A 23,194-nucleotide genomic window follows, 5' to 3' on the forward strand; every position below is an offset into this window, starting at 1 on the left:
GTGGGGTTCTCTCCTCGGGTTTCTTCTCGGGGGTCGTGCGGGTCAGGCGGAACGCAGCGCGCGGTCGGAGATCGCGCGCCCACCGCGGGCGAGCGCCACCGAACCGGACTGCACCAGTTCGCGGATGCCGAACGGCTCCAGCACGCGCAGCAGCGCGGCCAGCTTGTCCGGGCTGCCGGTCGCCTCCACCGTCACCGCGTCGGGAGACACGTCGACGACGTGCGCGCGGAACAGCTGCACGGTGTCGAGCACCTCCCCGCGCGCCGAGGCGTCGGCCCGGACCTTCACGAGCAGCAGCTCGCGCTGGACCGAGGCGCCGTCCTCCAGCTCGACGATCTTCAAGACGTTGACCAGCTTGTTGAGCTGCTTCGTCACCTGCTCCAACGGCTGCCGCTCCACGTCGACGACGATGGTCATCCGGGAGATCTCGGCGCGCTCGGTCGGTCCGACCGTGAGGGAGTGGATGTTGAAGTTCCTGCGCGCGAACAGCGAGGTGACGCGCATCAGGACACCGGGTCGGTTCTCGACCAGGACGGACAGGGTGTGGCGGGACATCAGGAGATCACCATCTCTTCGCCGTCCTCGGAGGACACGATGTCGGAGTCGACCTCGCGGTCCCACTTCGGCGACAGGCCGCGGGCGTACTGGATGGCGTCGTTGCTCACGCCGGCCTCGACCATCGGCCAGACCATGGCGTCGCGGTGGACGCGGAAGTCGATGACGACGGGAACGTCGTTGATCGCCAGGGCCTTCTCGATCGTGGCGTCGACGTCCTCGGGCCGGTCGCAGCGCAGCCCGACGCAGCCGTAGGCGTCGGCGAGCTTGACGAAGTCGGGGATGGGCGCGGCGTGCTCGCCGTGGTGGTCACCGGAGTGCAGGTCGGTGTTGGAGTACCGCTCGGAGTAGAAGAGCGTCTGCCACTGCCGGACCATGCCCAGGGAGGAGTTGTTGATGATGGCGACCTTCAGCGGGATGCCGTTGAGGGTGCAGGTCGCCAGCTCCTGGTTGGTCATCTGGAAGCAGCCGTCGCCGTCGATGGCCCACACGACGGTGTCCGGCCGCCCGACCTTGGCGCCCATCGCGGCCGGCACGGAGAAGCCCATGGTGCCCAGGCCGCCGGAGTTGATCCAGGTGCGCGGGTTCTCGTACCGGATGAACTGCGCGGACCACATCTGGTGCTGGCCGACGCCGGCGACGTACACGGCCTCGGGGCCGGTGAGGGCGCTGATGCGCTCCAGGACGAACTGGGGGGCCAGGGTGCCGTCGGCGGAGTCGGCGTACCCCAGCGGGTACGTCTCCTTCCAGGACCGGGTCTGCTCCGTCCACGCCGTGAGGTCGGCGCGGCCGGCCTCGAACTCGGCCGCGACGGCGGCCGTGAGCTCGGCGATGACGAGCTTGGCGTCGCCGACGATCGGGACGTCGACCTCGCGGTTCTTGCCGATCTCGGCCGGGTCGATGTCGGCGTGGATGACCTTGGCCTCGGGGGCGAAGCTGGACAGCTCGCCGGTGACGCGGTCGTCGAACCGGGCCCCGAGGGTGATGAGCAGGTCGGACTTCTGCAGGGCCGTGACGGCCGCGACGGTGCCGTGCATGCCGGGCATGCCCAGGTTCTGCGGGTGCGAGTCGGGCAGCGCGCCGCGGGCCATGAGCGTGGTGACGGCGGGGATGCCGGTGAGGTCGGCCAGGGCGCGCAGCTCGGCCGAGGCGTCGGCCTTGATGACGCCGCCGCCGACGTACAGCACGGGGCGCTCGGCCGCGGCGATGAGCCGGGCCGCCTCGCGGATCTGCTTGCCGTGCGGGCGCACGACGGGGCGGTAGCCGGGCAGGTCGACGGTCTCGGGCCAGGTGAAGGACGTCGTGGCCTGCAGCGCGGACTTCGCGACGTCGACCAGGACGGGGCCGGGCCGGCCGGTGGCGGCGAGGTGGAAGGCCTCGGCGACGGTGCGCGGGATGTCGGCCGGGTCGGTCACCAGGTAGTTGTGCTTGGTGATCGGCGTGGTGATGCCCGCGATGTCGGCTTCCTGGAAGGCGTCGGTGCCGATGGCCTTGGCGCCCACCTGACCGGTGATGGCGACCATCGGGACCGAGTCCATGTTGGCGTCGGCGATGGGGGTGACGAGGTTCGTCGCCCCGGGGCCGGAGGTGGCCATGCAGACCCCGACCTTGCCGGTGGCCACGGCGTACCCCTCGGCCGCGTGGCCGGCGCCCTGCTCGTGCCGGACGAGGATGTGCCGGATGTGCGGGGAGTCCATGAGGGGGTCGTAGGCCGGCAGGATCGCGCCGCCCGGGATGCCGAAGACGACCTCGACCCCTACCGCCTCGAGGGAGCGGACGAGGCTCTGGGCGCCGGTGAGCTCGGCGACGGGGAGCTTGGGGTCCAGGGGCAGTTGCTCTGGCATCTGGGTGTCCTCCTCGGGCGGTGCCGTCCACGGTGTCGTGCTCCGGACGCCCGGCGTGTTCGGTCCGCCGGACGCAAAAAGACCCCTCAGCCAGGGAAGGCGTGTGAGGGGTCGCGCGCTCGGCCGAACTGACTCAGCCGGCGCGCTGTCCGATGGCTACGAGGAACCGCATGGGGGGAACGGTAGTCCCCTCTCGGCCCCGTGTCAGCCGGCGGACCCCCGCGTCTCACCATGTGAGACGCGGGGTCCAACCCCTGGACGGCTCAGCGGCAGACGGCGCCGGTGGAGGCGGACTGCACCTGCTTGGCGTACTTGGCCAGCACCCCGCGCGTGAACACCGGCGGCAGCGGCTCCCAGCCCTCGCGGCGCGCCGCCAGCTCCTCGTCGTCGACGAGGACCTCCAGCGTCTTGCCGGCGACGTCGAGGCGGATCCGGTCGCCGTCGCGCACGAACGCGACGGGGCCGCCGTCGACGGCCTCGGGGGCGATGTGGCCCACGCACAGCCCCGTCGTCCCGCCGGAGAAGCGGCCGTCGGTCAGCAGGAGCACGTCCTTGCCCAGCCCGGCGCCCTTGATCGCCCCGGTGATCGCGAGCATCTCGCGCATCCCCGGACCGCCCTTGGGACCCTCGTAGCGGATGACGACGACGTCGCCGGCCGAGATGGTGCCGTCCTCCAGCGCGTCGAGCGCGGCGCGCTCGCGCTCGAAGACGCGCGCGGTGCCCTCGAAGACCTCGGAGTCGAAGCCGGCGCTCTTCACGACGGCCCCGCCCGGGGCGAGGTTGCCGGTGAGGACCGTGATGCCGCCGGTCTTGTGGATCGGGTTGTCCAGCGCGCGCAGCACGACGCCGTCGACGTCCGGCGGGGCGATGTCGGCGAGGTTCTCGGCCATCGTCTTCCCGGTGACGGTCAGCGCGTCGCCGTGCAGCAGCCCGGCGTCGAGCAGGGCGCGCATCACGACGGGGATGCCGCCGATGCGGTCGACGTCGACCATGACGTGCTTGCCGAACGGCTTGAGGTCGCCCAGGTGCGGCACCTTCCCGGCGATGCGGTCGAAGTCGGCCAGCGTCAGGTCGACCTCGGCCTCGTAGGCGATCGCGAGCAGGTGCAGGACGGCGTTGGTGGACCCGCCCAGGGCCATGACGACGGCGATGGCGTTCTCGAACGCCTCCTTGGTGAGGATCTGCCGGGCGGTGATCCCGCGCCGCAGCAGCCCCACGACGGCCTCGCCGGACTTGCGGGCGAACCCGTCGCGGCGGCGGTCGGTGGCCGGCGGGGCGGCGCTGCCGGGCAGCGACATCCCCAGCGCCTCGGCGGCGGCGGCCATGGTGTTCGCGGTGTACATGCCGCCGCAGGCCCCCTCGCCGGGGCAGATGGCGCGCTCGATGACGTCGACGTCCTCGCGCGACATCAGCCCGCGCGCGCACGCCCCGACGGCCTCGAAGGCGTCGATGAGCGTCACCTCGTGCTCGCTGCCGTCGGACAGCTTGGCCCGGCCGGGCAGGATCGTGCCGGCGTACAGGAACACGCTGGCCAGGTCCAGGCGCGCGGCGGCCATCAGCATGCCCGGCAGGGACTTGTCGCAGCCGGCGAGCAGCACCGAGCCGTCGAGGCGCTCGGCGCTCATGACGGTCTCGACGGAGTCGGCGATGACCTCGCGGGAGACCAGCGAGAAGTGCATCCCCTGGTGCCCCATGGAGATGCCGTCCGAGACCGAGATGGTGCCGAACTCCAGCGGGTACCCGCGGGCGGCGTGCACGCCGTCCTTGACGGCCTTGGCGAGGCGGTCCAGGGACAGGTTGCACGGGGTGATCTCGTTCCAGCTCGACGCGACGCCGATCTGGGGCTTCTCCCAGTCGTCGTCGCCCATGCCGACCGCCCGCAGCATCCCGCGCGACGCGGTGGCCTCCAGACCGTCGGTGACCTGGCGGCTGCGCGGTTTGACGTCGATTCCATCAGCAGGGCTCACACCCGGAGTCTAGGTCCCCCCTCCGTTGACCGCCGGGGGCGCGCGGGCTAGCGTGACGCTCGCCGTGAACGTTCACGGCCCCACCCCGGCCCGAAGGAGCGCCCCCCGTGCCCACCTCCCCCACCCGCTGGGCCGTGCTCGGCCCCGGTGGCATCGCCCACCGGTTCGCCTCCCAGCTGCCCTTCGCCGACGCCGAGCTCGTCGCCGTCGGCTCCTCCCCCACCCCCGCGGGGGCCGAGCGCGCCCGGGCCTTCGCGGCCGAGTTCGCCCCCGACGCCTTCGTCGGCGACTACGACGCGGTCCTGGCCCGCGAGGACGTCGAGGCGGTCTACGTCAGCACCGTCCACGTCACCCACGCCCGGCTCGCCCTCGCCGCGGTCCGCGCCGGCAAGCACGTGCTCGTCGAGAAGCCCTTCGCCCCCAACCACGGCACCGTCATGGCGATGGTGGACGCGGCCCGCCGCTCCGGCGTCCACGTCCTCGAGGCGTACATGTACGCCCACCACCCGCAGTTCCAGAAGGTCCTGCAGCTCGTGCGCGAGGGCGCGGTCGGCACCGTCCAGCACGTCGACGCGAGCTTCTCCTTCGCCACCGGGAAGAAGGAGGGACGGCTCTACGACGCCGCCCTCGCCGGCGGCGGCATCCTCGACGTCGGCGGCTACCCCGTCTCGGCCGCGCACCTCGTCGCCGGCGCCGCCCTCGGCCACCCGGCCGCGGTCGAGTCCTTCTCCGCGCGGGGCACCGTCGGCGAGACCGGCGTCGACGAGTGGGCCGTCGCCTCGATCACCTTCGCCGGCGGGGTCACGGCCTCGGCCCGCACCGGGGTCGCGCTGTCCGAACCGCAGTCCGTGACGGTGTACGGCTCCGCCGGGACGATCCACCTGCCCGACCCGTGGACGATCCTCGGCGACACCCGCGTCGTGCTCACCCGGCCCGGCGCCGACCCCGAGACGTTCGCCTTCGACCCGGAACTGCCGGAGAACAAGGCGTACGCCCTGGAGGCCCGGGCCCTGGTGTCGGACGCCGAGCCCGCGTTCGGCCTCGACGACACCCTGGCCGTCAACGCCCTGCTGAACCGCTGGCGCGACGCGATCGGGCTGCGCTACCCGTTCGAGACCGACACCGCCGACATCCCCACCGTCTCGGGGCTGCCGCTGCGGCGCGCCGAACCCACGGCCATGAAGTACGGCCGCATCCCCGGCCTGGACCGCGAGGTCTCCCGCCTGGTCATGGGCTGCGACAACCAGCCCGACCTCGCGCACGCCTCGGCGATCTTCGACGCGTTCGTCGAGGCCGGCGGGAACACGTTCGACACCGCGTGGCTGTACGGCATGGGCAAGTACGAGGAACTGCTCGGCCGCTGGATGGCCAACCGCGGGAACCGCGCGGACCTCAACGTCATCGTCAAGGGCTGCCACACGCCGCACAACGACCCCGAGTCGCTGACCCGGCAGCTGTTCGAGTCCTTCGAGCGGCAGGGCCACGACCACGCCGACATCTACATGATGCACCGCGACAACGAGGAGATCCCCGTCGGGGAGTTCGTCGACGTCCTCGACGAGCACGCCTCGGCCGGGCGCATCACCGTCTACGGCGGCTCGAACTGGTCCACCGCCCGCGTCGACGAGGCCAACGAGTACGCGGCGAAGAACGGCAAGCGCCCGTTCACGGTGCTGTCCAACCACTTCGGTCTCGCCGAGGCCTACGACGTGCCGTGGGCCGGGTGCCGCCACGTCACCGATCCCGAGTCGAAGCGGTGGCTGAGCGAGCGGGACATCGCCCTGCTGCCGTGGAGCTCGCAGGCCCGCGGGTTCTTCGCCCGCGCGAACCCGGACGACACCAGCGACGCCGAACTGGTGCGCTGCTACTACTCCGACGCCAACTTCGAGCGCAAGGCGCGCGCCGAGAAGCTCGGCCGCGAGCTCGGGGTCCCGGCCACGGCGATCGCGCTGGCGTTCGTGCTCGCCCAGCCGTTCCAGGTGTTCGCGCTGTTCGGCCCCCGCACGATCGCCGAGGCGCGCTCGTCGATGACGGGCCTGGGCGTGGAACTCACCCCCGAGCAGGTCGCCTGGCTGGACCTGCGCGAGGGGTGAGCGGGACGACTCCGGCCCGGGCGGCGACGATCGTCGACGTCGCCCGGGCCGCGGGGGTCTCGCGGCAGACCGTGACGCGCGCCGTGCACGACATGGCCGGGATCAGCCCCGCGACCCGCGCCCGCGTCCTGGCCGCGGCGCGGGACCTGAACTACCACCCGTCGCGCTTCGGGCGCGGGCTGGTCAAACCCGCGGCCCGCACCCTGGGCCTGCTGGTGGGCGACCTCACGAACCCCTACTACGCCGAGCTCGCCTCGACGGTCCTGCGGCTGGCCGCCGACCGCGGCTGGAACGTCGTCATGGCCGAACCCGGCTCCGCGGACGGCCTGGCCGGCGGGGCGGACGCGGTCGTCGCCTTCACCGGCCTCCCGCTCGACCCGCCCAGCCCGGCGGCCCCCAACCTGCCGGTGGTCGAGATCGACCCGCCCCGCACCCGGCCCGGGCACGGGCGCGTGGAGTTCGAGCGCGACCGCGCCACGGGCGAGGCCGTGCGGCACCTGCTGGAGCGGGGCGCGCGCCGGCCCGTCGTGCTGGACCGGGAGGGTTCGACCTCGCGGGGGCGGGCGTTCGTCGCCGCGTTCCGCGCGCAGGGCGTCGAACCCGTCGTCGCCGGCCGCGAGTCCGGCTGGGAGGACCTGCGGCGGCACGCCCCGGACGCCGTCGTGGCCTTCAACGACCTCGACGGGTTCCGGTTGCTGCGCGACCTCGCCCGGGCGGGGGTCGCGGTGCCCGGCGAGGTCAGGGTCGTCGGCGTCGACGGCCTCGGCGTCGGGGAGTACGTCACCCCGCGGCTGTCGACGCTCGCGATCGACCTGGCCGAGGTCGCCCGCAGCGCGCTCGACCTCGTCGCCGAGCTCAGCGAGCGGCGGGTGGAGGACCCGGTGCGGGTGGTGGCCCACCGCTTCCTGGCCCGGGAGTCCACCTGAGACGCTGACGGCGCGGACGGCGCCGACGGGCGCGGCCCCCCGGACGTGGTCGCGGTGGGCGCGAGCCGGAGGGGCCGGTCACGGGCCGGTCGGCCCGGCCGGGGTCAGGACCGCGGCAGACCCAGCTTCCGCAGCGAGGCCCGGACGTCGGCGGCCTCCCAGCCCAGCCGGCCCTCGGACCAGGTCGGCGCCGGCAGCGCCCCGCGGCCGACGAGGGAGTGCAGCGTCGCGACGTCGACGTCGTAGCGGTGGCTGACCTGGAGCAGGGTGAGCTTGTCCATCGGATCCGATTCTCGAGGGCGACGCGAGGGCGACGAGGTGGGCCGGGGCGATCAGGCCAAACGACCCGATGATACCCGCTGCCGCCGCGCCCTGGGAAGGGCCGTCCCCGTCCGCCCCGCGCCGGGGGACCGCCGGTCAGTAGACGTCGCGCACGTACCGCTTGCCCGCCGCCAGCTCCCGCACGTACGCGGCCGCGGCGTCGGGGTCCATCCCGCCGTGCTCGGCCACGACGTCGCGCAGGGCCGCGTCGACGTCCTTGGCCATCCGGGCGGCGTCCCCGCAGACGTACACGTGGGCGCCGTCCTCGATCCAGCGCCACAGCTCCTCGCCGTGGCGGCGCACCCGGTCCTGGACGTACACCTTCTCCGGCTGGTCGCGGGAGAACGCCAGGCTGAGGCGGGTGAGCAGGCCGTCCTCGCGCCAGGCCTCGAACTCCTCGCGGTAGTACCAGTCGGTGCGCGAGCTGCGCTCGCCGAAGAACAGCCAGTTCCGGCCGGCGGCGCCGGTGGCGCGGCGGTGCTGGAGGAACCCGCGGAACGGGGCGACCCCGGTGCCGGGCCCGATCATCACCATCGGCGCGTCGGGGTCGGCCGGGGGCCGGAACGCGGGCGAGGGCTGCACGAAGACGCGCAGGTCGACGCCCTCGGCCCGGTCGGCGAGGAACGTGGAGCAGACCCCGTGCCGCACGGGGTCGCCGAACCGGACGGCGGAGACCGTCAGCTGCACCTCGTCGGGGTGGGCCTGCGGGGCCGAGGAGATCGAGTACTGCCGCGGCTGCAGCGGTTTGAGCAGGTTCCGCCACTCCGCGGGCCCGGCGGCGACCGGGAAGTGCCGCAGGACGTCGACGGTCTGCCGCCCCCGGCACCACTGCGGGGTCGGGGCCCCGGCGCGGGAGTGCCGGCCGACGAAGCCCAGCAGGTCCGCGGTGGGCCGGGTCAGGTCGAGCCCGGCGAGCTCCTCCGGTTCCAGACCGGTCAGGGACGCGACCTCCTGCACCAGGCGCGGGTCGTGCACGGGCCACACGCCCAGGGAGTCCCCGGCCTGGTAGTCCAGGCGCTCGTCGCGGGACAGGCCGACCAGCCGCACCTCCTTGGACGACCCGTCGCCGGTGAGCCGGACGTTGCGGACCAGCCGGGAGGTGCACGGGTCCTTGCGGGTCGGGCGGGCCGTGCGCTGTGCGGGGATCGCGGCCGGGGCGAGGGACGGGGAGAGGGACGGGGCGGGGGGCGCGGGCCGGTCCCCCAGCAGCGACGCGACGCGCTCGCTCCACCGCGCGGCGAGCTCGTCCTCGCCGGGCTCGCAGTCCACCCGCTCCAGCAGGCGGGTCGCGCCGAGCTCGGCGAACCGCTCGTCGAGGCGGCGGCCGTGGCCGCAGAAGTCGCTGTAGCTGGAGTCGCCCAGGGCCAGGACGGCGAACCGCCCCTCCAGCCGCGGCGCGTCGGGGGCGGCCAGCCGTTCCCAGAACGCCTCCCCGTTGTCCGGGGGGCCGCCGTCGCCGAAGGTGCTGGAGACCAGCAGCGTCGTCGGGGCCAGCCGGGCCGGGTCCGCCTCGTCCATCCCGCGCAGCGCGACGCGGACCCCGGCCGACTCCAGGACCTGAGCGGCACCGCGGGCGTGCTCCTGCGCCGACCCGGTCTGGGAGGCGTACAGCACGAGCACCTCGGGCTCCTGCGCGCCGGCGGGCTCGGCGGCGGCGGTGTCGGCGGTGGCCCCGGCGAAGGTGCCGGCGAGGAAGCCGTCGACCCAGGCGCGCTCGGGCGCGGGGAACGGCGCCGACGGCGGCAGCACCGGGGTGAACCCCGGGGCGGGGCCCAGGGCGTGCAGGAACCCGTCGAGGTAGCGCCGCTGCCGGTCGTCGAGCTCCGGCGGGGCCGCGCGCTCCCCCGGGACGGCCGGGGCGGCCGGTGCGTCGGGGACGGCGGCGGCCACCCGGGTCAGCGACACCGCGCACACCTTGAACTCCGGCTGGAAGCTGTCGGGGTCGACGGCGTCGTTCGTCACGGCGTTCACGGCGAGGTCCTCCCCGACGGTGTCGTTCCAGTGGAAGGGGGCGAAGCAGCACCCGGGCAGCACCCGGTCGGTGACGACGGCGGGCAGCACCGCGCGCCCGCGCCGGGACGCGACCTCCACCCGGTCGCCCTCGGCGATGCCCAGGCGGGCCGCGTCCTGCGGGTTCACCTCCACGAACGGGCCCGGGTCCAGCCGGTTGAGCTTGTCGACCTTCCCCGTCTTGGTGAGGGTGTGCCACTGGTGCTGCACGCGGCCGGTGTTCAGCACGAAGGGGTGCTCGTCGTCGGGCAGCTCGGCGGCCGGGACGAAGGGCCGCGGCCAGAACACGGCCTTCCCGCTCGGGGTGGGGAACGTCATGGTCCCCTCGCCGGTGACGTACCGCTGGGGGTTGCGGGCGGGCCCGCCGGGCGCCGCGGGCCACTGCACGGGCCCCTCCCGCAGCCGCTCGTGGTCCACCCCGCGCAGGTCGTACCCGGTGTGCGGGTTGGAGAACCGGCGGATCTCCTCGAAGACCTCGGCGGCGCTGCGGTGGGCGAACTGCTCGGTGAACCCCGCGGCCCGGGCGACGCGGGCGATGAGCTCCCAGTCCGGGGTGGCGTCGCCGACGGGGTCGGCCGCCTGCGGCAGCAGCGTCATCGTGCGCTCGGAGTTCACCGCGACCTGGTCGGACTCCGCCCACAGCGTCGCCGGCAGCAGCACGTCGGCGTACGGGGTCGTCTCGTTGAGGGCGAACGCGTCCTGGACGACGACGAAGTCGCAGCGCCGCAACGCCTCCACGACGGTCGCGCGGTTGGCGACCGAGGCGACCGGGTTGGTGCAGATGATCCAGCAGGCCTTGACCTCGCCGGCGGCCATGCGCTGGAACAGGTCGATCGTCCCGGTCCCGGCCTCGGCGCGCAGCGTCCCCGGTGCCAGGCCCCACACGTCCTCGGTGAAGGCGCGGTCGGCCTCGACGAGCACCGAGCGCTGCCCCGGCAGCCCCGGCCCCATGTAGCCCATCTCCCGGCCGCCCATCGCGTTCGGCTGCCCCGTGAGGGAGAAGGGCCCGCTGCCCGGGCGGCCGATGGCGCCCGTGGCCAGGTGCAGGTTCACCAGGGCGTTGGTGTTCCAGGTGCCGTGGACGCTCTGGTTCAGGCCCATCGTCCAGCAGCTCATCCAGTCCCGGGTCCCGGCGAGGATCTCCGCGGCCCGGCGCAGGTCGGCCTCGGGCACCCCGGTGATCTCGGCGACCCGGGCGGGCGGGTGGTCGGCGACGACTCCGGCCATGCCCTCCCAGCCCACGGTGTTCGCGGCGACGAACGCCTCGTCCACCGCGCCGGCCTCCACGAGCAGGTGCAGCAGGCCGTTGAGCAGCGCCAGGTCCGTCCCGGGCCGCACGGGCAGGTGGAGGTCGGCGGCCTCGGCCGTCGCGGTGCGCCGGGGGTCCACGACGATCAGCTTCGCCCCGGCCGCGCGGACCCGGTCCATCATCCGCAGGAACAGGATGGGGTGGCAGTCGGCCGTGTTGGAGCCGACGACCAGGAACGCGTCGGCGTGGTCGAAGTCGTCGTAGGACCCGGGAGGGCCGTCGGCCCCCAGGGACTGCTTGTAGCCGGTCCCGGCGCTGGCCATGCACAGCCGGGAGTTGGACTCGATCCGGCTGGTGCGCCAGAAGCCCTTGGCGAGCTTGTTGGACAGGTACTGCGCCTCGATGGACATCTGCCCGGACACGTAGACCGCCACCGAGTCCGGCCCGTGCTCGGCGATGGTCGCCGCGAACCGGTCGGCCACCCGGCGGACCGCGTCGTCGAGGGGCACCGCCCGCACCGGCCCGCCGCGCTCGTCGCGCACCTGCGCCGTCTCCAGCCGTCCGGGTGCGGTCATGAAGGCCGCGCTGGTGGCACCCTTGGTGCACAGCCGGCCCCGGTTGGTGGGGTGCTCCTTGTCGCCGGAGACCTTCGCGACGGTCCGCCGGCCCGTCAGCGGGTCCGTCGCCACGTCCAGGACCACGCCGCACCCCACCCCGCAGTAGGAGCAGGCGCTGCGGACGGAGGTGGTCTGGGGCGGCGGCACGCGCCGCAGTCAACCCCGGCGCCGTTGCCGCCCCGTTTCCCTCGTGTTGCGCCCGTGGTGCGCTCTCCTCACAGGCCCCCGCCACGGCCGTGAGGACAACGTGACGCCGCCGCAACGGCGAGGGTGACCAGCCGTAACGCGCCGTCCCTACGGTCGGGGCATGACCCTCGACACCCGCACCATCCCGGCCCCCCGGTCCGGCCGCTGGGTCGACGACCACGACCCCGAGGACGTCACCCAGTGGCAGGCCACCGGCCGCCGGGTCGCGCAGCGCAACCTCTGGCTGTCCATCTTCGCCGAGTTCCTCGGCTTCTCGGTCTGGCAGCTGTGGACGATCGTCACCCCGTCCCTGAACGGTGCGGGCTTCTCGCTGACCGCGGACCAGATGTTCTGGCTCATCGCGGTGCCGAACCTCGTCGGGGCCACGCTGCGCTTCCCGTACACGTTCGCGGTGCCGCGGTTCGGCGGCCGCAACTGGACGATCGTCTCGGCGCTGCTGCTGGTCGTCCCCTGCGTCGGGCTCGCGGTCGTGGTGCAGAACCCGGACACCCCGTTCTGGGTCATGGTCCTGGTGGCCGCGACGGCCGGGGTCGGGGGCGGGAACTTCGCCTCCAGCATGGCGAACATCTCGTTCTTCTACCCCGAGCGGGAGAAGGGGGCGGCGCTGGGGCTGAACGCCGCCGGCGGGAACCTCGGGGTCGCCGTCGTGCAGCTCGTCGTCCCGATCGTCGTCGTCATCGGCGGGGGGCTCGCCCTGGAGCGCGCCGGGCTGGTCGTCATCCCGCTGGCGGTGCTCGCGGCGGTGCTGGCCTGGCGCTACATGGACAACCTGTCGACGGCCAAGGCCGACTTCGCCGGGTACGCGGCCGCGGTGCGGAACAAGCACACCTGGATCATCTCGTTCCTGTACATCGGGACGTTCGGGTCGTTCATCGGGTACGCGGGTGTCTTCCCCACGCTCATCAAGCAGGAGTTCCCGCAGGTCACCTTCGACTGGGGGTTCCTCGGCCTGCCGCAGGTCCCGCTCACCCTGGCCTTCCTCGGCGCGCTCGTCGGGTCGATGGCCCGCCCCACCGGCGGGAAGCTGGCCGACCGGTTCTCCGGGGCGAACATGAGCATGGCCGCCTACGGCGTCATGGCCCTGGGCGCGCTGGGCGCCATCGCGAGCCTGGGCACGGGCAGCTTCGCGGGGTTCTTCGTGAGCTTCCTCGTCCTGTTCGTCGCCAGCGGGGTCGGCAACGGGGCGGTGTACCGGATGATCCCGGCCATCTTCCGCGCCGGCATCGACCCGGCCACGGCTCCGCAGGACCTCGTCCTGGCCAAGCGCAAGGCCGCGGCCTGCATCGGGATCGCCTCGGGGATCGGGGCGTACGGCGGGTTCATCATCCCCCGCGTGTTCGCCGCCTCGATCAAGGACACCGGCTCGCTGCAGCCCGCCCTCGTCGGGTTCATCGCCTTCTACGCGGTGTGCGCCGTCGTGACCTTCGCCGTCTACAAGGTCGGTCGCGCCCAGCGCTTCGCCGGCGCCGAGATCTGAGAGGAACCCCACCGTGAGCTCGACCCCCCGTTTCCTGCAGGGCACCTGCACCTTCACCGGCGCCGGCCTGGAGAAGCCCGTCCCCCTCGAGGGCCTGAGCGGTTTCCGGGTCCCGGACGGCCACCGCGCGCAGCCGGTCTACTTCCGGGGCGGCAACCCCACCGAGGAGCTGCTGGTCGTGGCGCTGCTGCGCGACGGGGTGGTGACGCGGCTGTTCCCGGTGGGCGCGAAGGACGCCGTGCACGTCCCGCTGAGCATCGTCGAGGACGTCGAGGCGCCCTCGACGCTCGAGCTGCAGGTCATGGCCCCCGAGGGCCTGACCGGTTCCGTCGTCGTCGACCTCGGCATCGTGGAGGTCTGAGGTGACCGAGATCCTGGAACCCCTGGAGACCCTGGAGACCCGGGGACGCGCTGCGGTCCCCGCGCAGCGCGCCCACCGCCGCCGCCTCGTGGTCGTCGGCAACGGCATGGCCGGCATCCGCGCCGTCGAGGAGCTCCTCGAGCGCGGCGGGGCCGAGCAGTTCGACATCACCGTCTTCGGGGACGAGCCCTACGGCAACTACAACCGGATCATGCTGTCGCACGTCCTGTCCGGGGAGGAGACCGAGGAGGGCATCTTCCTCAACGCGCTGCCCTGGTACGCGGAGAACTCCATCGACCTGCGCGCCGGGGTCCGGGTCGACCGGATCGACCGGTTCGCCAAGGTCGTCCACGACGCCGACGGGGGTCAGACCCCCTACGACACGCTGCTGCTGGCCACCGGCTCCACCCCGTTCTTCCCGACGATGGACGGGCTGCACCTCGACGGCGTGTTCACGTTCCGCACCCTCGACGACGCCCGCTCCCTGCTGGCCTCGGCGAAGACCCACCGCCGCGCCGTCGTCATCGGCGGCGGCCTGCTGGGCCTGGAGGCCGCGCACGGCCTGGCCACCCACGGCCTGCAGGTCGACCTCGTCCACTCCCCGCAGCACCTCATGAACCAGCAGCTCGGCCCCGAGGCCGGCCGGGTGCTGCGCCGCACGATCGAGGACCTCGGCATCCGCGTCCACACCGGGGTCCGCACCAGGGGGCTGCTCGGCACCGACCGGGTCACCGGGGTCGAACTGCCCGACGGCTCGGTGCTGGAGGCCGACTTCGTCGTCATCGCCGCGGGCATCCGTCCCAACGTCGACGTCGCCGTCCGCTCCGGCCTGGAGGTCGAGCGCGGTGTCGTCGTCGACGACCGCATGCGCACCAGCCACCCCGACGTGTACGCCGTCGGCGAGTGCGTGCAGCACCGCGGCCAGACCTACGGCCTCGTCGCCCCGCTGTGGGACCAGGCCGGCGTCCTGGCCGACCACCTCACCGGCGCGCGGCCCGACGCGGAGTACCACGGCACCCGCACCTCCACGAAGTTGAAGGTCGCCGGGGTCGACGTCGTCGCCATGGGCCTGCCCGGCCCCGAGCGCGACGACGACGAGTTCGTCGTGTTCTCCGAACCCCACCGCGGCGTGTACCTCAACGTGGTGATCCGCGACGGGCGCCTGGTCGGGGCGACCCTGCTGGGCGACGTCCGCAAGACGGCGTTCCTCACCCAGGCGTTCGACCAGGCCCTGCCGCTGCCCGAGGAACGCATGAGCCTGCTGTTCGACCTCGGGTCCCCCGACGAGGCGACCTCGGTGGCCGAGCTGTCCGACGACGTCCAGGTCTGCAACTGCAACGGCGTCACCAAGGGGAAGATCGTCGACGCGGTCGCCGGCGGCTGCACGTCCCTCACCTCGGTCATGGGCAAGACCAAGGCCGCCAAGGGCTGCGGCTCCTGCAAGACCCTCGTGGAGCAGATCACCGAGTGGGCCGCCGGTGGTTCCCTCACGGTCGACGAGAGCGTGAACTGGTACGTGCCCGGGGTCCCGCTGGCCAAGCCCGAGCTGATGGCCGCGATCCGCGAGCGCGGGCTGAAGTCCGTCTCGGCGGTGTTCCGCGAACTGGCCCCCGGCGGGGTCGAGGACGCCAAGTCGAAGATGGGCCTGACGTCGCTGCTGCGGATGATGTGGCCCGAGGGGATCGAGGAGGAGCGCGACGGCCGGTACATCAACGACCGCGTCCACGCGAACATCCAGCGCGACGGGACGTTCTCCATCGTCCCGCAGATGAAGGGCGGGGTGACGACCCCCGACCAGCTGCGCAAGATCGCCGACGTCGCCGACAAGTACGACGTCGGCATGGTGAAGGTCACCGGCGGGCAGCGCATCGACCTGCTGGGGGTGGCCAAGGAGGACCTGCCGAAGGTGTGGGCGGACCTCGGGATGCCGTCCGGGTACGCCTACGGCAAGAGCTTCCGCACCGTGAAGACGTGCGTCGGCTCCGACTTCTGCCGGTTCGGCCTGGACGACTCCACGCAGCTGGGCATCGACCTGGAGACCCGGTACCAGGGCATCGAGACCCCCGCCAAGCTCAAGCTGGGCGTCGTGGGCTGCCCCCGCAACTGCGCTGAGGCCTACGTCAAGGACATCGGCGTCGTCGCCGTCGGCGCCGGGAAGTGGGAGGTCTACGTGGGCGGGGCCGCCGGGGCCACCGTCCGCAAGGCCGACCTGCTCACCACGGTCGGCTCCGCCGCCGAGGTGCTGACCCTGGTCGGGCGCTTCATCCAGTTCTACCGGGAGTGGGGCAACTGGCTGGAACGGACCTACGAGTTCGTCCCCCGGCTCGGGATCGACCGGGTCCGCAACGTCCTCGTGGACGACTCCGACGGGCTGGCGGCGGGCCTGGACGAGCGCGTGCAGGCCACCGTCGACAACTACCGCGATCCCTGGCAGGAAGGCGCCGAACCCGTGACGACCGGGCAGTTCCGCCCCGCGCTCCCCCTGGGCATGCCGGCGGTGCGCTCGTGAACCGCCCCGCGGTCCGGGCCGTGCCGGTGTGCGACGTGGAGGACCTGCCCGTCGGCGAGGGCCGCACCTACGTCGTGGACGGTGAGCAGGTCGCCCTCTTCCGGCACCGCAGCGGCCGGGTCAGCGCCGTGCAGGCCGCCTGCCCGCACGCCGGTGGGCCGTTGGCGGACGGGCAGATCGATGAGACAGTCGTCGTCTGCCCCCTGCACCTGACCGCGTTCGACCTCACCACCGGTGAGTCCGCGGGCGGGGAGGGGTCGATCGCCGTGCACCCGTGCCGGGTCACGGCCGGTGGGCGCGTGGAGGTGTCGCTGTGAGGTACCCGCTGCACCTCGACGTGACCGGCCGCCGGGTGCTGGTGGCCGGCGGCGGGCCCGTCGCGGCGCGCCGGGCCGGCGACCTCGTGGCCGCCGGCGCGGACGTCCTGGTCGTCGCCCCGGCCCTGTGCGAGGACCTGCGCGACCTGCTGCCGCAGCTGCGCTGGGAGGCCCGCGAGGTCGAGCCCGCCGACGTCGCCGACGTGTGGCTCGTGCACACCGCCACGGGCGACCCGGCGGCCGACTCCGCGGTCGCGGCGGCCGCGGACGCCCTGCGGGTCTGGTGCGTGCGCGCCGACGACGCCGCGGCGTCGGCGGCGTGGACGCCCGTCGTCGTCCGCCGCGACGTGGGCGACGGCGAGGTCACCGTGTCCGCCACCGCCGGCGGCGACCCCCGCCGGGCCGCCGGGCTGCGCGAGGCGCTGTCGCGCTGGCTGGACTCCGGCGCGGCCCCGCTGCGCCGCCACCGCCCCGGGCGCGGGCGGGTCACGCTCGTGGGCGGCGGCCCCGGCGAGGTCGACCTGCTGACGCTGCGCGGGCGGCGCCGGCTGGCCGAGGCCGACGTCGTCGTCGTCGACCGGCTGGCGCCCACCGACGTCCTGGCCGAGCTCGACCCCGGGGTCGAGGTCGTCGACGTGGGCAAGACGCCCGACCACCACCCCGTCCCCCAGGACGAGATCAACCGGATCATCGTCGGGCACGCCCTCGCCGGCCGCCGCGTCGTGCGGCTCAAGGGCGGCGACCCGTACGTCCTGGGCCGCGGCGGGGAGGAGGTCGTCGCCTGCCGCGCGGCCGGGGTCGACGTCGACGTGGTGCCCGGCGTCACGAGCGCCTTCGCCGTCCCCGCCGCCGCCGGCATCCCCGTGACCCACCGCGGCCTGGCCCGCTCGGTGACGGTGGTCAGCGGCCACGAGGAGGTCGACGGCGCGGCGCTCGCGCGCGTCGGGGGCACGCTGGTGTTCCTCATGGGCGTCACGATGCTGCCGCGCATCGCCGAGGGGCTGCTGGCCGCGGGCAAGGACCCCGCCACGCCCGTCGCGATCGTCGAGAACGGCTGGCGCGCGGGGCAGCGCACGACCCGCGCCCCGCTGGCGGCGATCGCCGGGGTCGCCGCGCGCCGGGGGGTGCGCAACCCGGCGGTCGTCGTCGTGGGGGCGGTGGCGGACCTGGGGTCCGACACGGCCTCCGACGCGGCGTCCGACACGGCGTCCGACACGGAGGTGGGGAGCACGTCGGAGATGGCTTTCGCCGACGGGGTCCCCTACCGTCCGCTCACGTGAGCGAACTCCTCGGCGTGACGATCGGGATCACCAGCGACCGCCGGTCCGACGACATGATCGCCACGTTCGAGCGCAAGGGCGCCCGGGTCGTGCACGCCCCCACGATGCGCATCGTCCCGCTCACCGAGGACGACGAGCTGCTCGCCGGGACCCGCGACGTCATCGCCGACCCGCCCGACGTCGTCCTGGTCACCACCGGCATCGGGCTGCGGGGCTGGGTGGAGGCCGCCGACGCCGCCGGGCTGGCCGCCCCGCTGCTGGAGACCTTCGCCCGGGCCCGGGTGGTGGCCCGCGGGCCGAAGGCGACCGGCGTGATCCGCGCCAACGGCCTGCGGGAGGCGTGGTCGGCGGCCTCGGAGCAGACCGCCGAGGCCGTCGAGCGGCTGCTCGCCGAGGGCGTCGCGGGCCTGTCGGTCGTCGTGCAGCTGCACGGGGCCGCCGACCAGGACCAGCTCGCGCCGCTCGTCGCGGCCGGGGCCCGGGTGCGCGGCATCTCCGTGTACCGCTGGCTGCCGCCGGACGACCCGGCCGCCGTCGACCGCCTCGTCGACCGCGTCGCCGACCGCGCGCTGGACGCCGTCACCTTCACCAGCGCCCCCGGTGCGGTGGCGCTGCTGGCCGCGGCCCGGGCCCGGGGGCGGCACGACGACCTCGTGGCCGGGATGCGCTCGGGCGTCGTGGCCTGCGCGGTCGGCGACGTCACCGCCGAGCCGCTGCGGGCCGTGGGGGTCGAGCCGCTCGTCCCGGACCGCTGGCGGCTCGGAGCGCTGCTGCGCACCCTCACCGCCCACCTCGCCCAGCACCCGCAGGCGCAGGTGGAGACCCCGCACGGGACGCTGACCGTGCGGGCCGGGGCCGTCGTCCTGGCCGACGCCGTGCTGGACCTCGCCCCGGGCCCGCAGGCGCTGCTGCGCCGGCTGGCCCAGGCCGCGGGCGCGGTCTGCACCCGCGAGGAGCTGCTCGCCGAGCTGCCCGGGGCCGCCGACGCGCACGCCGTCGAGGTGACCATCGGCCGGCTGCGCTCGGCGCTGCCCGACCCGACCCTGGTGCGGACCGTGGTCAAGCGCGGCTACCGGCTGGACGTGACCGCGTGAGCCCCGCAGTGAGCGCGGCGGAACCTCCCGTGCTCGTCGCCTGCTCGCACGGGACCCGGTCGGCCACGGGGCGTTCGGTCGTGGACGGGCTGCGCGCGGCGGTGCGGGCGGCGCGGCCGGGGCTGGAGGTGGAGGCCGCGCAGGTCGACGTCCACGGCCCGTTCCTGGCCGACGTCGTGGACCGCGTCTGCGCCGACCGGGACGCGGTCGTGGTGCCGCTGCTGCTGTCCAGCGGGTACCACGTGCACGTCGACATCGCCGAGGCCGTCGCCCGCGGCGGCGGCCGGGCCGTGGCCGCGCCCGCGCTGGGCCCCGGCGAGGTCGTCACCGACGTCCTGCTCGAGCGGCTGGGCCGCTTCGAGGGCCGCGTCGTGCTGGCCGCCGCGGGGTCCTCCGACGCGCGCGCGCAGGCCGACGTGGCCGAGGCGGCGCGGCTGCTCGCCGAGCGGCTCGGCGCCCCGGTCACCTCGGGGTTCCTGTCCGCGCAGGAGCCGTCGGTCGCCGACGCGGTCGCCGCGGCGGGCCCGGGACCGGTCGCGGTCGTCAGCTACCTGCTGGCGCCGGGGGTGTTCTCCGAGCGCCTGGCCCGCGCGGGCGCCACCGTCGTCACCGAGCCCCTGGGCGTGCACCCCGCGCTCGTCGACCTGGTGCTGGAGCGCTACGACGCGGCGCTGACGACGTTGCGCGGTTCCTGACCGGCGACGAGCCGGGCCACCTGCTCGCGCAGCAGCGCGACCATGCGCGGCCGGAACGCCGTGGAGTTCCCGCCGACGTGCGGGGTGACGAGGACCCCCGGCAGCGTCCACAGCTCGTGGCCGGCCGGGAGCGGCTCGGGGTCGGTGACGTCGAGGGCGGCGCGCAGCCGCCCGGTGCGCAGCTCCGCGACGAGCGCGGCGGTGTCCACGACGGGTCCGCGCGCGACGTTCACCACGAGCGCGCCGTCGGGCAGCGCCGCCAGGAACTCCCGGCCGGCCAGGCCGCGGGTCCGGTCGGTCAGCGGGCAGGCCAGCACGACCACGTCGTGCCGCGGCAGCAGCTCGGGCAGTTCCTCCACGGCGTGGACCGGCACCCCGTCCTGCACCCGCGCGCGCGTCCCGACCGCCGTCACGGAGCACTCGAAGGGGGCCAGGCGCGCGGCGGTGGCCCGCCCCACCCCGCCCCAGCCGACGACGAGGACGCAGCGGTCGGCCAGCGAGGTGCGCCGCGAGGGACCCCACGTCCCGGTGGCCATGCGGCGCGCGTCGTCGTCGAGCCCGCGCAGCGCCGCGACGGTCAAGCCCACGGCCAGTTCCGCGGTGGAGGTCTCGTGCACCCCGGCGGCGTTGCAGAGCGCGACGCCCGCGGGCAGCTGCTCGCGGACCCCGTCGAAGCCGATGGTCAGCAGCTGCACCCAGCGGGTCGCCGCCGGCAGCCGCGACAGGTCCGGGGTCGCGACGTACTCGGGCACCACGAGGACGGGGCCGGGGTCCGGCGCGTCGCCGCGGCCGTCCCACACGACGACCTCGGCGCCGTCGAGGGGCCCGAGGGCGCGGGCCCAGGAGGCGGACGGGACGCTCACGACGAGGGGGCCGGTGCTCACCGGCCGCACGCTACCGAGCCGCCGCCGCTCACCGGCGGTGGTCGGGCCGGTGGCCGGGCGGTGGCCGGGCGGGGACGGCCGGGTGAGGATGGGGCGGTGCCCCGTGGACGCACCGCCCCGCTCCCCCGCAGCGCCGTCGCGGTCCTGACCGCGGCCCTGCTGGCCGGCTGCTCCGGCGCGCCGGACGCCGACGGCCCACCCCCGGCCACCTCCACCTCCTCCCCGGCCGCCCCCGCCCCGGCGGCGCCCCCGCCGCCGGACCCGCTGGCCGCCGCCGTCGGCTTCCCCGGGGACCCGGTGGACGTCGCGACCGGGCTGGACGTGCCGTGGGGGCTGGCGGTGCTGCCCGACGGGACCGCGCTGGTGACGCTGCGGGACCAGGCCCGCGTCGTGCGCGTCGGCCCGGGCGTCTCGACCGCCGTGGGCGCCGACGGCGAGCAGGGCCGGGTGCCGGGCGTCGCCCCCGGCGGCGAGGGCGGGCTGCTGGGGATCGCGCTGTCGCCGGACTTCGCGACCGACGGGCACGTCTTCCTCTACCTGACCACCCGCGACGACAACCGCGTCGTGCGGTACACCCTGGCCCAGGACCGGCTGACCGGGGCGACCGAGGTCGTCACGGGCATCCCGCGCAACTCCACGCACAACGGCGGCCGGATCGCGTTCGGCCCCGACGGCAAGCTGTACGTCGGCACCGGCGACGCCCAGGACCGCCCCTCGGCGCAGGACGTGAACTCCCTCGGCGGGAAGGTGCTGCGCGTCAACGCCGACGGCTCGATCCCGCCGGACAACCCGTTCGCCGGGTCGCGCACCTGGTCCTACGGCCACCGCAACCCGCAGGGTTTCGGCTGGGACGCCGCGGGGCGGCTCATCGCCTCGGAGTTCGGGCAGGACACCTGGGACGAGCTGAACGTCATCCGCCCCGGCGGGAACTACGGCTGGCCGCAGGTGGAGGGGCCCGGCGACGGGGGCGGGGAGTTCATCGCGCCGGTGCAGACCTGGAGGACCGACGAGGCGTCCCCGTCGGGGGTGGTCGTCACCCCCGACGCGGTGTACGTCGCGGCGCTGCGGGGCCAGAAGCTGTGGCGGGTTCCCCTCAACCCCGACGGCCCGACCGGGACCCCGGACGCCTACCTCGACGGGACGCTCGGGAGGCTGCGGACCGTCGAGGTGGGGCCGGACGGGACGTTGTGGGTGCTGACGTCGAACACGTTCCGCGGCGAACCGCGGCCGGGCGACGACCGGCTGGTGTCGGTCCCGCTGACCTGACCTGACCCGGGGTTCCCGCGTCAGCGGACGCGCTCGGCGGTGAACTGCAGCCGGGGGTGGGCGTAGAACTCCTGCGCCTCGACGAGCTGCAGTTCCCGCTGCCCCGAGCGGAACGTCGTCTCGATGAGGTCGAACACGCTGGAGACGGTGCGTTCCAGGGAGACCCTCGCGTCGCCCGTCGAGCGGTAGTGCGCCGTGAACAGCGCCGCGGTCACGTCACCGGAACCGTTGGCCTTGAACGGCAGCAGCGGCGTCCGCACCAGCCAGGCGCCGGCGTCGTCGGCCACGAGGGTCTCGATGGTGCCCTCCTCGCGGTCGGGGCGCTCGACGCTGGTGACCAGGACCGTGGCCGGTCCCATCGCGCGGGCCGCGTCGACCGAGGCGAGCGTCGACTCCAGCGTGGACGGCTCGGTGCCGGTCAGGTAGCCGAGCTCGAACTGGTTGGGGGTGATGACGTCGGCGACGGGCACGACCCGGTCGCGCAGCAGGTCGGGGATCTCCGGCGCCACGAAGCACCCCGACCTCGCGTTGCCCATGACGGGGTCGCACGCGTAGATCGCCGACGGGTTCGCGGCCTTCACCCGGCGGACGGCGTCGACGACCACGTCGGCGATGCCGGCCCCGCCCTGGTACCCCGACAGGACGACGTCGACGTCCGGGAAGGCGCCGCGCTCCTCGACGCCGGTGATGACGTCGGCGACGTCGGAGGGGGCGATGAGCGGCCCGCGCCACGCGCCGTACCCCGTGTGGTTGGAGAAGTTCACGGTGTAGACGGGGATCACCTCGACCCCGATGCGCTGCAGGGGGAAGACGGCGGCCGAGTTGCCCACGTGGCCGTAGGCGACGGCGGACTGGACGGAGAGGACCTTCACCCGCCCCAGGGTACGCCGCGGCGTGGCACGCTGATCCGGTGGTGGAGCAGCTGAACGCGCTCGTCGCCGGGCACGCGGGCGCCCCGTGGGTGCTGGCGGTGGTGCTCTGCCTGTCCGCCCTGGACGCCTTCGTGCCGCCGCTGCCCAGCGAGTCGATCGTGATCGGCCTGTCGGCCGTCGCCGCCGGCACCGGCCACCCGGACCGGTGGGCGCTGTTCGCGTGCGCGGCCCTCGGGGCGTTCGCCGGGGACAACCTCACGTACGCGGTGGGCCGCCACTCCCCGCTGCGCCGCTGGGTCGCCGGCCACCGCCGCCTGGAGCGGGCGTTCACCCGCGCCGCCCGCGAGCTCGACGAGCGGGGCGCCTTCGCGGTCCTCGCCGCGCGCTACGTGCCGATCGGGCGGACCGCGGTGAACCTCACCGCCGGGGCCGCGCGGTTCCCGCGGCGCCGGTTCGTCGGGCTCAGCGCGATCGCCGCGCTCACCTGGGCGGCGTACTCCGTCGCCATCGGCTCCCTGGCCGGGCACTGGGTCGAGTCGACGCCGCTGGTGGGCGCCGCCCTCGGGATCGCCGTCGCGCTCGCGCTCGGGTTCGTCGTGGACCTCGTGCTGAACCGGGTCGTCCGCTCCCGCACGCCCTGAACCGCGGTG

At 74.6% G+C, this 23,194-nt stretch carries 18 protein-coding genes; 11 read left to right on the forward strand and 7 right to left on the reverse strand.

The window, feature by feature from the left end; all coding sequences use genetic code 11:
* Window positions 1-42 precede the first annotated feature (42 nt).
* The 3 genes from ilvN to ilvD all read right to left on the reverse strand — a co-directional run bounded on the left by ilvN (window position 43) and on the right by ilvD (window position 4,366).
* On the reverse strand, window positions 43-555 hold the full coding sequence (ilvN, locus tag ACRYM6_RS04110) for an acetolactate synthase small subunit (protein ID WP_432541362.1): 513 nt from the start codon (window positions 553-555) through the stop codon (window positions 43-45).
* Window positions 555-2,399, reverse strand: coding sequence for an acetolactate synthase large subunit (locus ACRYM6_RS04115; RefSeq protein ID WP_432541364.1), 1,845 nt, complete (start codon window positions 2,397-2,399; stop codon window positions 555-557). Before ACRYM6_RS04115 ends, ilvN begins: the two co-directional genes overlap by 1 nt.
* A 263-nt stretch (window positions 2,400-2,662) precedes the next feature.
* Complete coding sequence (ilvD, locus tag ACRYM6_RS04120) at window positions 2,663-4,366, reverse strand: dihydroxy-acid dehydratase (protein ID WP_432541365.1); 1,704 nt, start codon at window positions 4,364-4,366, stop codon at window positions 2,663-2,665.
* Between the two features lie 107 nt (window positions 4,367-4,473).
* Here ilvD and ACRYM6_RS04125 point away from each other — a divergent pair, with 107 nt between their 5' ends.
* Window positions 4,474-6,459 (forward strand): aldo/keto reductase, encoded by a 1,986-nt coding sequence (locus ACRYM6_RS04125; protein ID WP_432541367.1) that lies wholly within the window; start codon window positions 4,474-4,476, stop codon window positions 6,457-6,459.
* On the forward strand, window positions 6,456-7,385 hold the full coding sequence (locus ACRYM6_RS04130) for a LacI family DNA-binding transcriptional regulator (protein WP_432541368.1): 930 nt from the start codon (window positions 6,456-6,458) through the stop codon (window positions 7,383-7,385). Before ACRYM6_RS04125 ends, ACRYM6_RS04130 begins: the two co-directional genes overlap by 4 nt.
* A 104-nt stretch (window positions 7,386-7,489) precedes the next feature.
* Here the strand turns inward: ACRYM6_RS04130 and ACRYM6_RS04135 are convergent, their stop codons facing one another.
* Together ACRYM6_RS04135 and ACRYM6_RS04140 are read right to left on the reverse strand one after the other, a co-directional pair.
* Window positions 7,490-7,666: a hypothetical protein gene (locus ACRYM6_RS04135; protein ID WP_432541369.1), complete on the reverse strand. Its 177-nt coding sequence runs from the start codon at window positions 7,664-7,666 to the stop codon at window positions 7,490-7,492.
* 136 nt (window positions 7,667-7,802) lie between these two features.
* Window positions 7,803-11,729 (reverse strand): molybdopterin-dependent oxidoreductase, encoded by a 3,927-nt coding sequence (locus tag ACRYM6_RS04140; RefSeq protein WP_432541370.1) that lies wholly within the window; start codon window positions 11,727-11,729, stop codon window positions 7,803-7,805.
* A 160-nt stretch (window positions 11,730-11,889) separates the two neighbouring features.
* On the opposite strand from ACRYM6_RS04140, the gene ACRYM6_RS04145 reads away from it, so the two are divergent.
* From ACRYM6_RS04145 to ACRYM6_RS04175, 7 genes are read left to right on the forward strand one after another with little or no spacing between them, the layout of a single operon-like run.
* The gene (locus ACRYM6_RS04145) at window positions 11,890-13,266 is read left to right on the forward strand and encodes an MFS transporter (protein WP_432541372.1); all 1,377 of its coding nucleotides are present in this window, start codon (window positions 11,890-11,892) and stop codon (window positions 13,264-13,266) included.
* A 13-nt stretch (window positions 13,267-13,279) separates the two neighbouring features.
* The gene (locus ACRYM6_RS04150) at window positions 13,280-13,627 is read left to right on the forward strand and encodes a molybdopterin oxidoreductase (RefSeq protein WP_432541373.1); all 348 of its coding nucleotides are present in this window, start codon (window positions 13,280-13,282) and stop codon (window positions 13,625-13,627) included.
* A gap of 31 nt (window positions 13,628-13,658) precedes the next feature.
* The gene (gene nirB, locus ACRYM6_RS04155; protein WP_432541434.1) at window positions 13,659-16,136 is read left to right on the forward strand and encodes a nitrite reductase large subunit NirB; all 2,478 of its coding nucleotides are present in this window, start codon (window positions 13,659-13,661) and stop codon (window positions 16,134-16,136) included.
* On the forward strand, window positions 16,133-16,453 hold the full coding sequence (locus ACRYM6_RS04160; protein ID WP_432541374.1) for a Rieske (2Fe-2S) protein: 321 nt from the start codon (window positions 16,133-16,135) through the stop codon (window positions 16,451-16,453). The genes nirB and ACRYM6_RS04160 overlap by 4 nt, the downstream gene beginning before the upstream one ends.
* Window positions 16,450-17,733 (forward strand): uroporphyrinogen-III C-methyltransferase, encoded by a 1,284-nt coding sequence (gene cobA, locus ACRYM6_RS04165; protein WP_432541376.1) that lies wholly within the window; start codon window positions 16,450-16,452, stop codon window positions 17,731-17,733. Before ACRYM6_RS04160 ends, cobA begins: the two co-directional genes overlap by 4 nt.
* The gene (locus tag ACRYM6_RS04170) at window positions 17,730-18,827 is read left to right on the forward strand and encodes a uroporphyrinogen-III synthase (protein ID WP_432541377.1); all 1,098 of its coding nucleotides are present in this window, start codon (window positions 17,730-17,732) and stop codon (window positions 18,825-18,827) included. The genes cobA and ACRYM6_RS04170 overlap by 4 nt, the downstream gene beginning before the upstream one ends.
* On the forward strand, window positions 18,824-19,522 hold the full coding sequence (locus ACRYM6_RS04175) for a sirohydrochlorin chelatase (protein ID WP_432541379.1): 699 nt from the start codon (window positions 18,824-18,826) through the stop codon (window positions 19,520-19,522). Before ACRYM6_RS04170 ends, ACRYM6_RS04175 begins: the two co-directional genes overlap by 4 nt.
* Here ACRYM6_RS04175 and ACRYM6_RS04180 read toward each other — a convergent pair.
* Window positions 19,486-20,406 (reverse strand): 2-hydroxyacid dehydrogenase, encoded by a 921-nt coding sequence (locus tag ACRYM6_RS04180; RefSeq protein WP_432541380.1) that lies wholly within the window; start codon window positions 20,404-20,406, stop codon window positions 19,486-19,488. The genes ACRYM6_RS04175 and ACRYM6_RS04180 overlap by 37 nt on opposite strands.
* A gap of 96 nt (window positions 20,407-20,502) precedes the next feature.
* On the opposite strand from ACRYM6_RS04180, the gene ACRYM6_RS04185 reads away from it, so the two are divergent.
* Window positions 20,503-21,672, forward strand: a complete 1,170-nt coding sequence (locus ACRYM6_RS04185; protein WP_432541382.1) for a PQQ-dependent sugar dehydrogenase — start codon at window positions 20,503-20,505, stop codon at window positions 21,670-21,672.
* A 20-nt stretch (window positions 21,673-21,692) separates the two neighbouring features.
* On the opposite strand, the gene pdxY is transcribed toward ACRYM6_RS04185, so the two are convergent.
* Complete coding sequence (pdxY, locus tag ACRYM6_RS04190; protein WP_432541383.1) at window positions 21,693-22,544, reverse strand: pyridoxal kinase PdxY; 852 nt, start codon at window positions 22,542-22,544, stop codon at window positions 21,693-21,695.
* 38 nt (window positions 22,545-22,582) lie between these two features.
* On the opposite strand from pdxY, the gene ACRYM6_RS04195 reads away from it, so the two are divergent.
* Window positions 22,583-23,185 (forward strand): DedA family protein, encoded by a 603-nt coding sequence (locus tag ACRYM6_RS04195; RefSeq protein WP_432541384.1) that lies wholly within the window; start codon window positions 22,583-22,585, stop codon window positions 23,183-23,185.
* The last annotated feature ends 9 nt before the right edge of the window (window positions 23,186-23,194 follow it).

The organism is Kineococcus rugosus (assembly GCF_050871975.1).
Classification (GTDB): domain Bacteria; phylum Actinomycetota; class Actinomycetes; order Actinomycetales; family Kineococcaceae; genus Kineococcus.

Bases quoted from the DNA above. Each gene is read 5' to 3' on its own strand.
- ilvN (WP_432541362.1), bottom strand. From the start codon at position 555: ATGTCCCGCCACACCCTGTCCGTCCTGGTCGAGAACCGACCCGGTGTC.
- ACRYM6_RS04115 (WP_432541364.1), bottom strand. From the start codon at position 2,399: ATGCCAGAGCAACTGCCCCTGGACCCCAAGCTCCCCGTCGCCGAGCTC.
- ACRYM6_RS04135 (WP_432541369.1), bottom strand. From the start codon at position 7,666: ATGGACAAGCTCACCCTGCTCCAGGTCAGCCACCGCTACGACGTCGAC.
- ACRYM6_RS04145 (WP_432541372.1), top strand. From the start codon at position 11,890: ATGACCCTCGACACCCGCACCATCCCGGCCCCCCGGTCCGGCCGCTGG.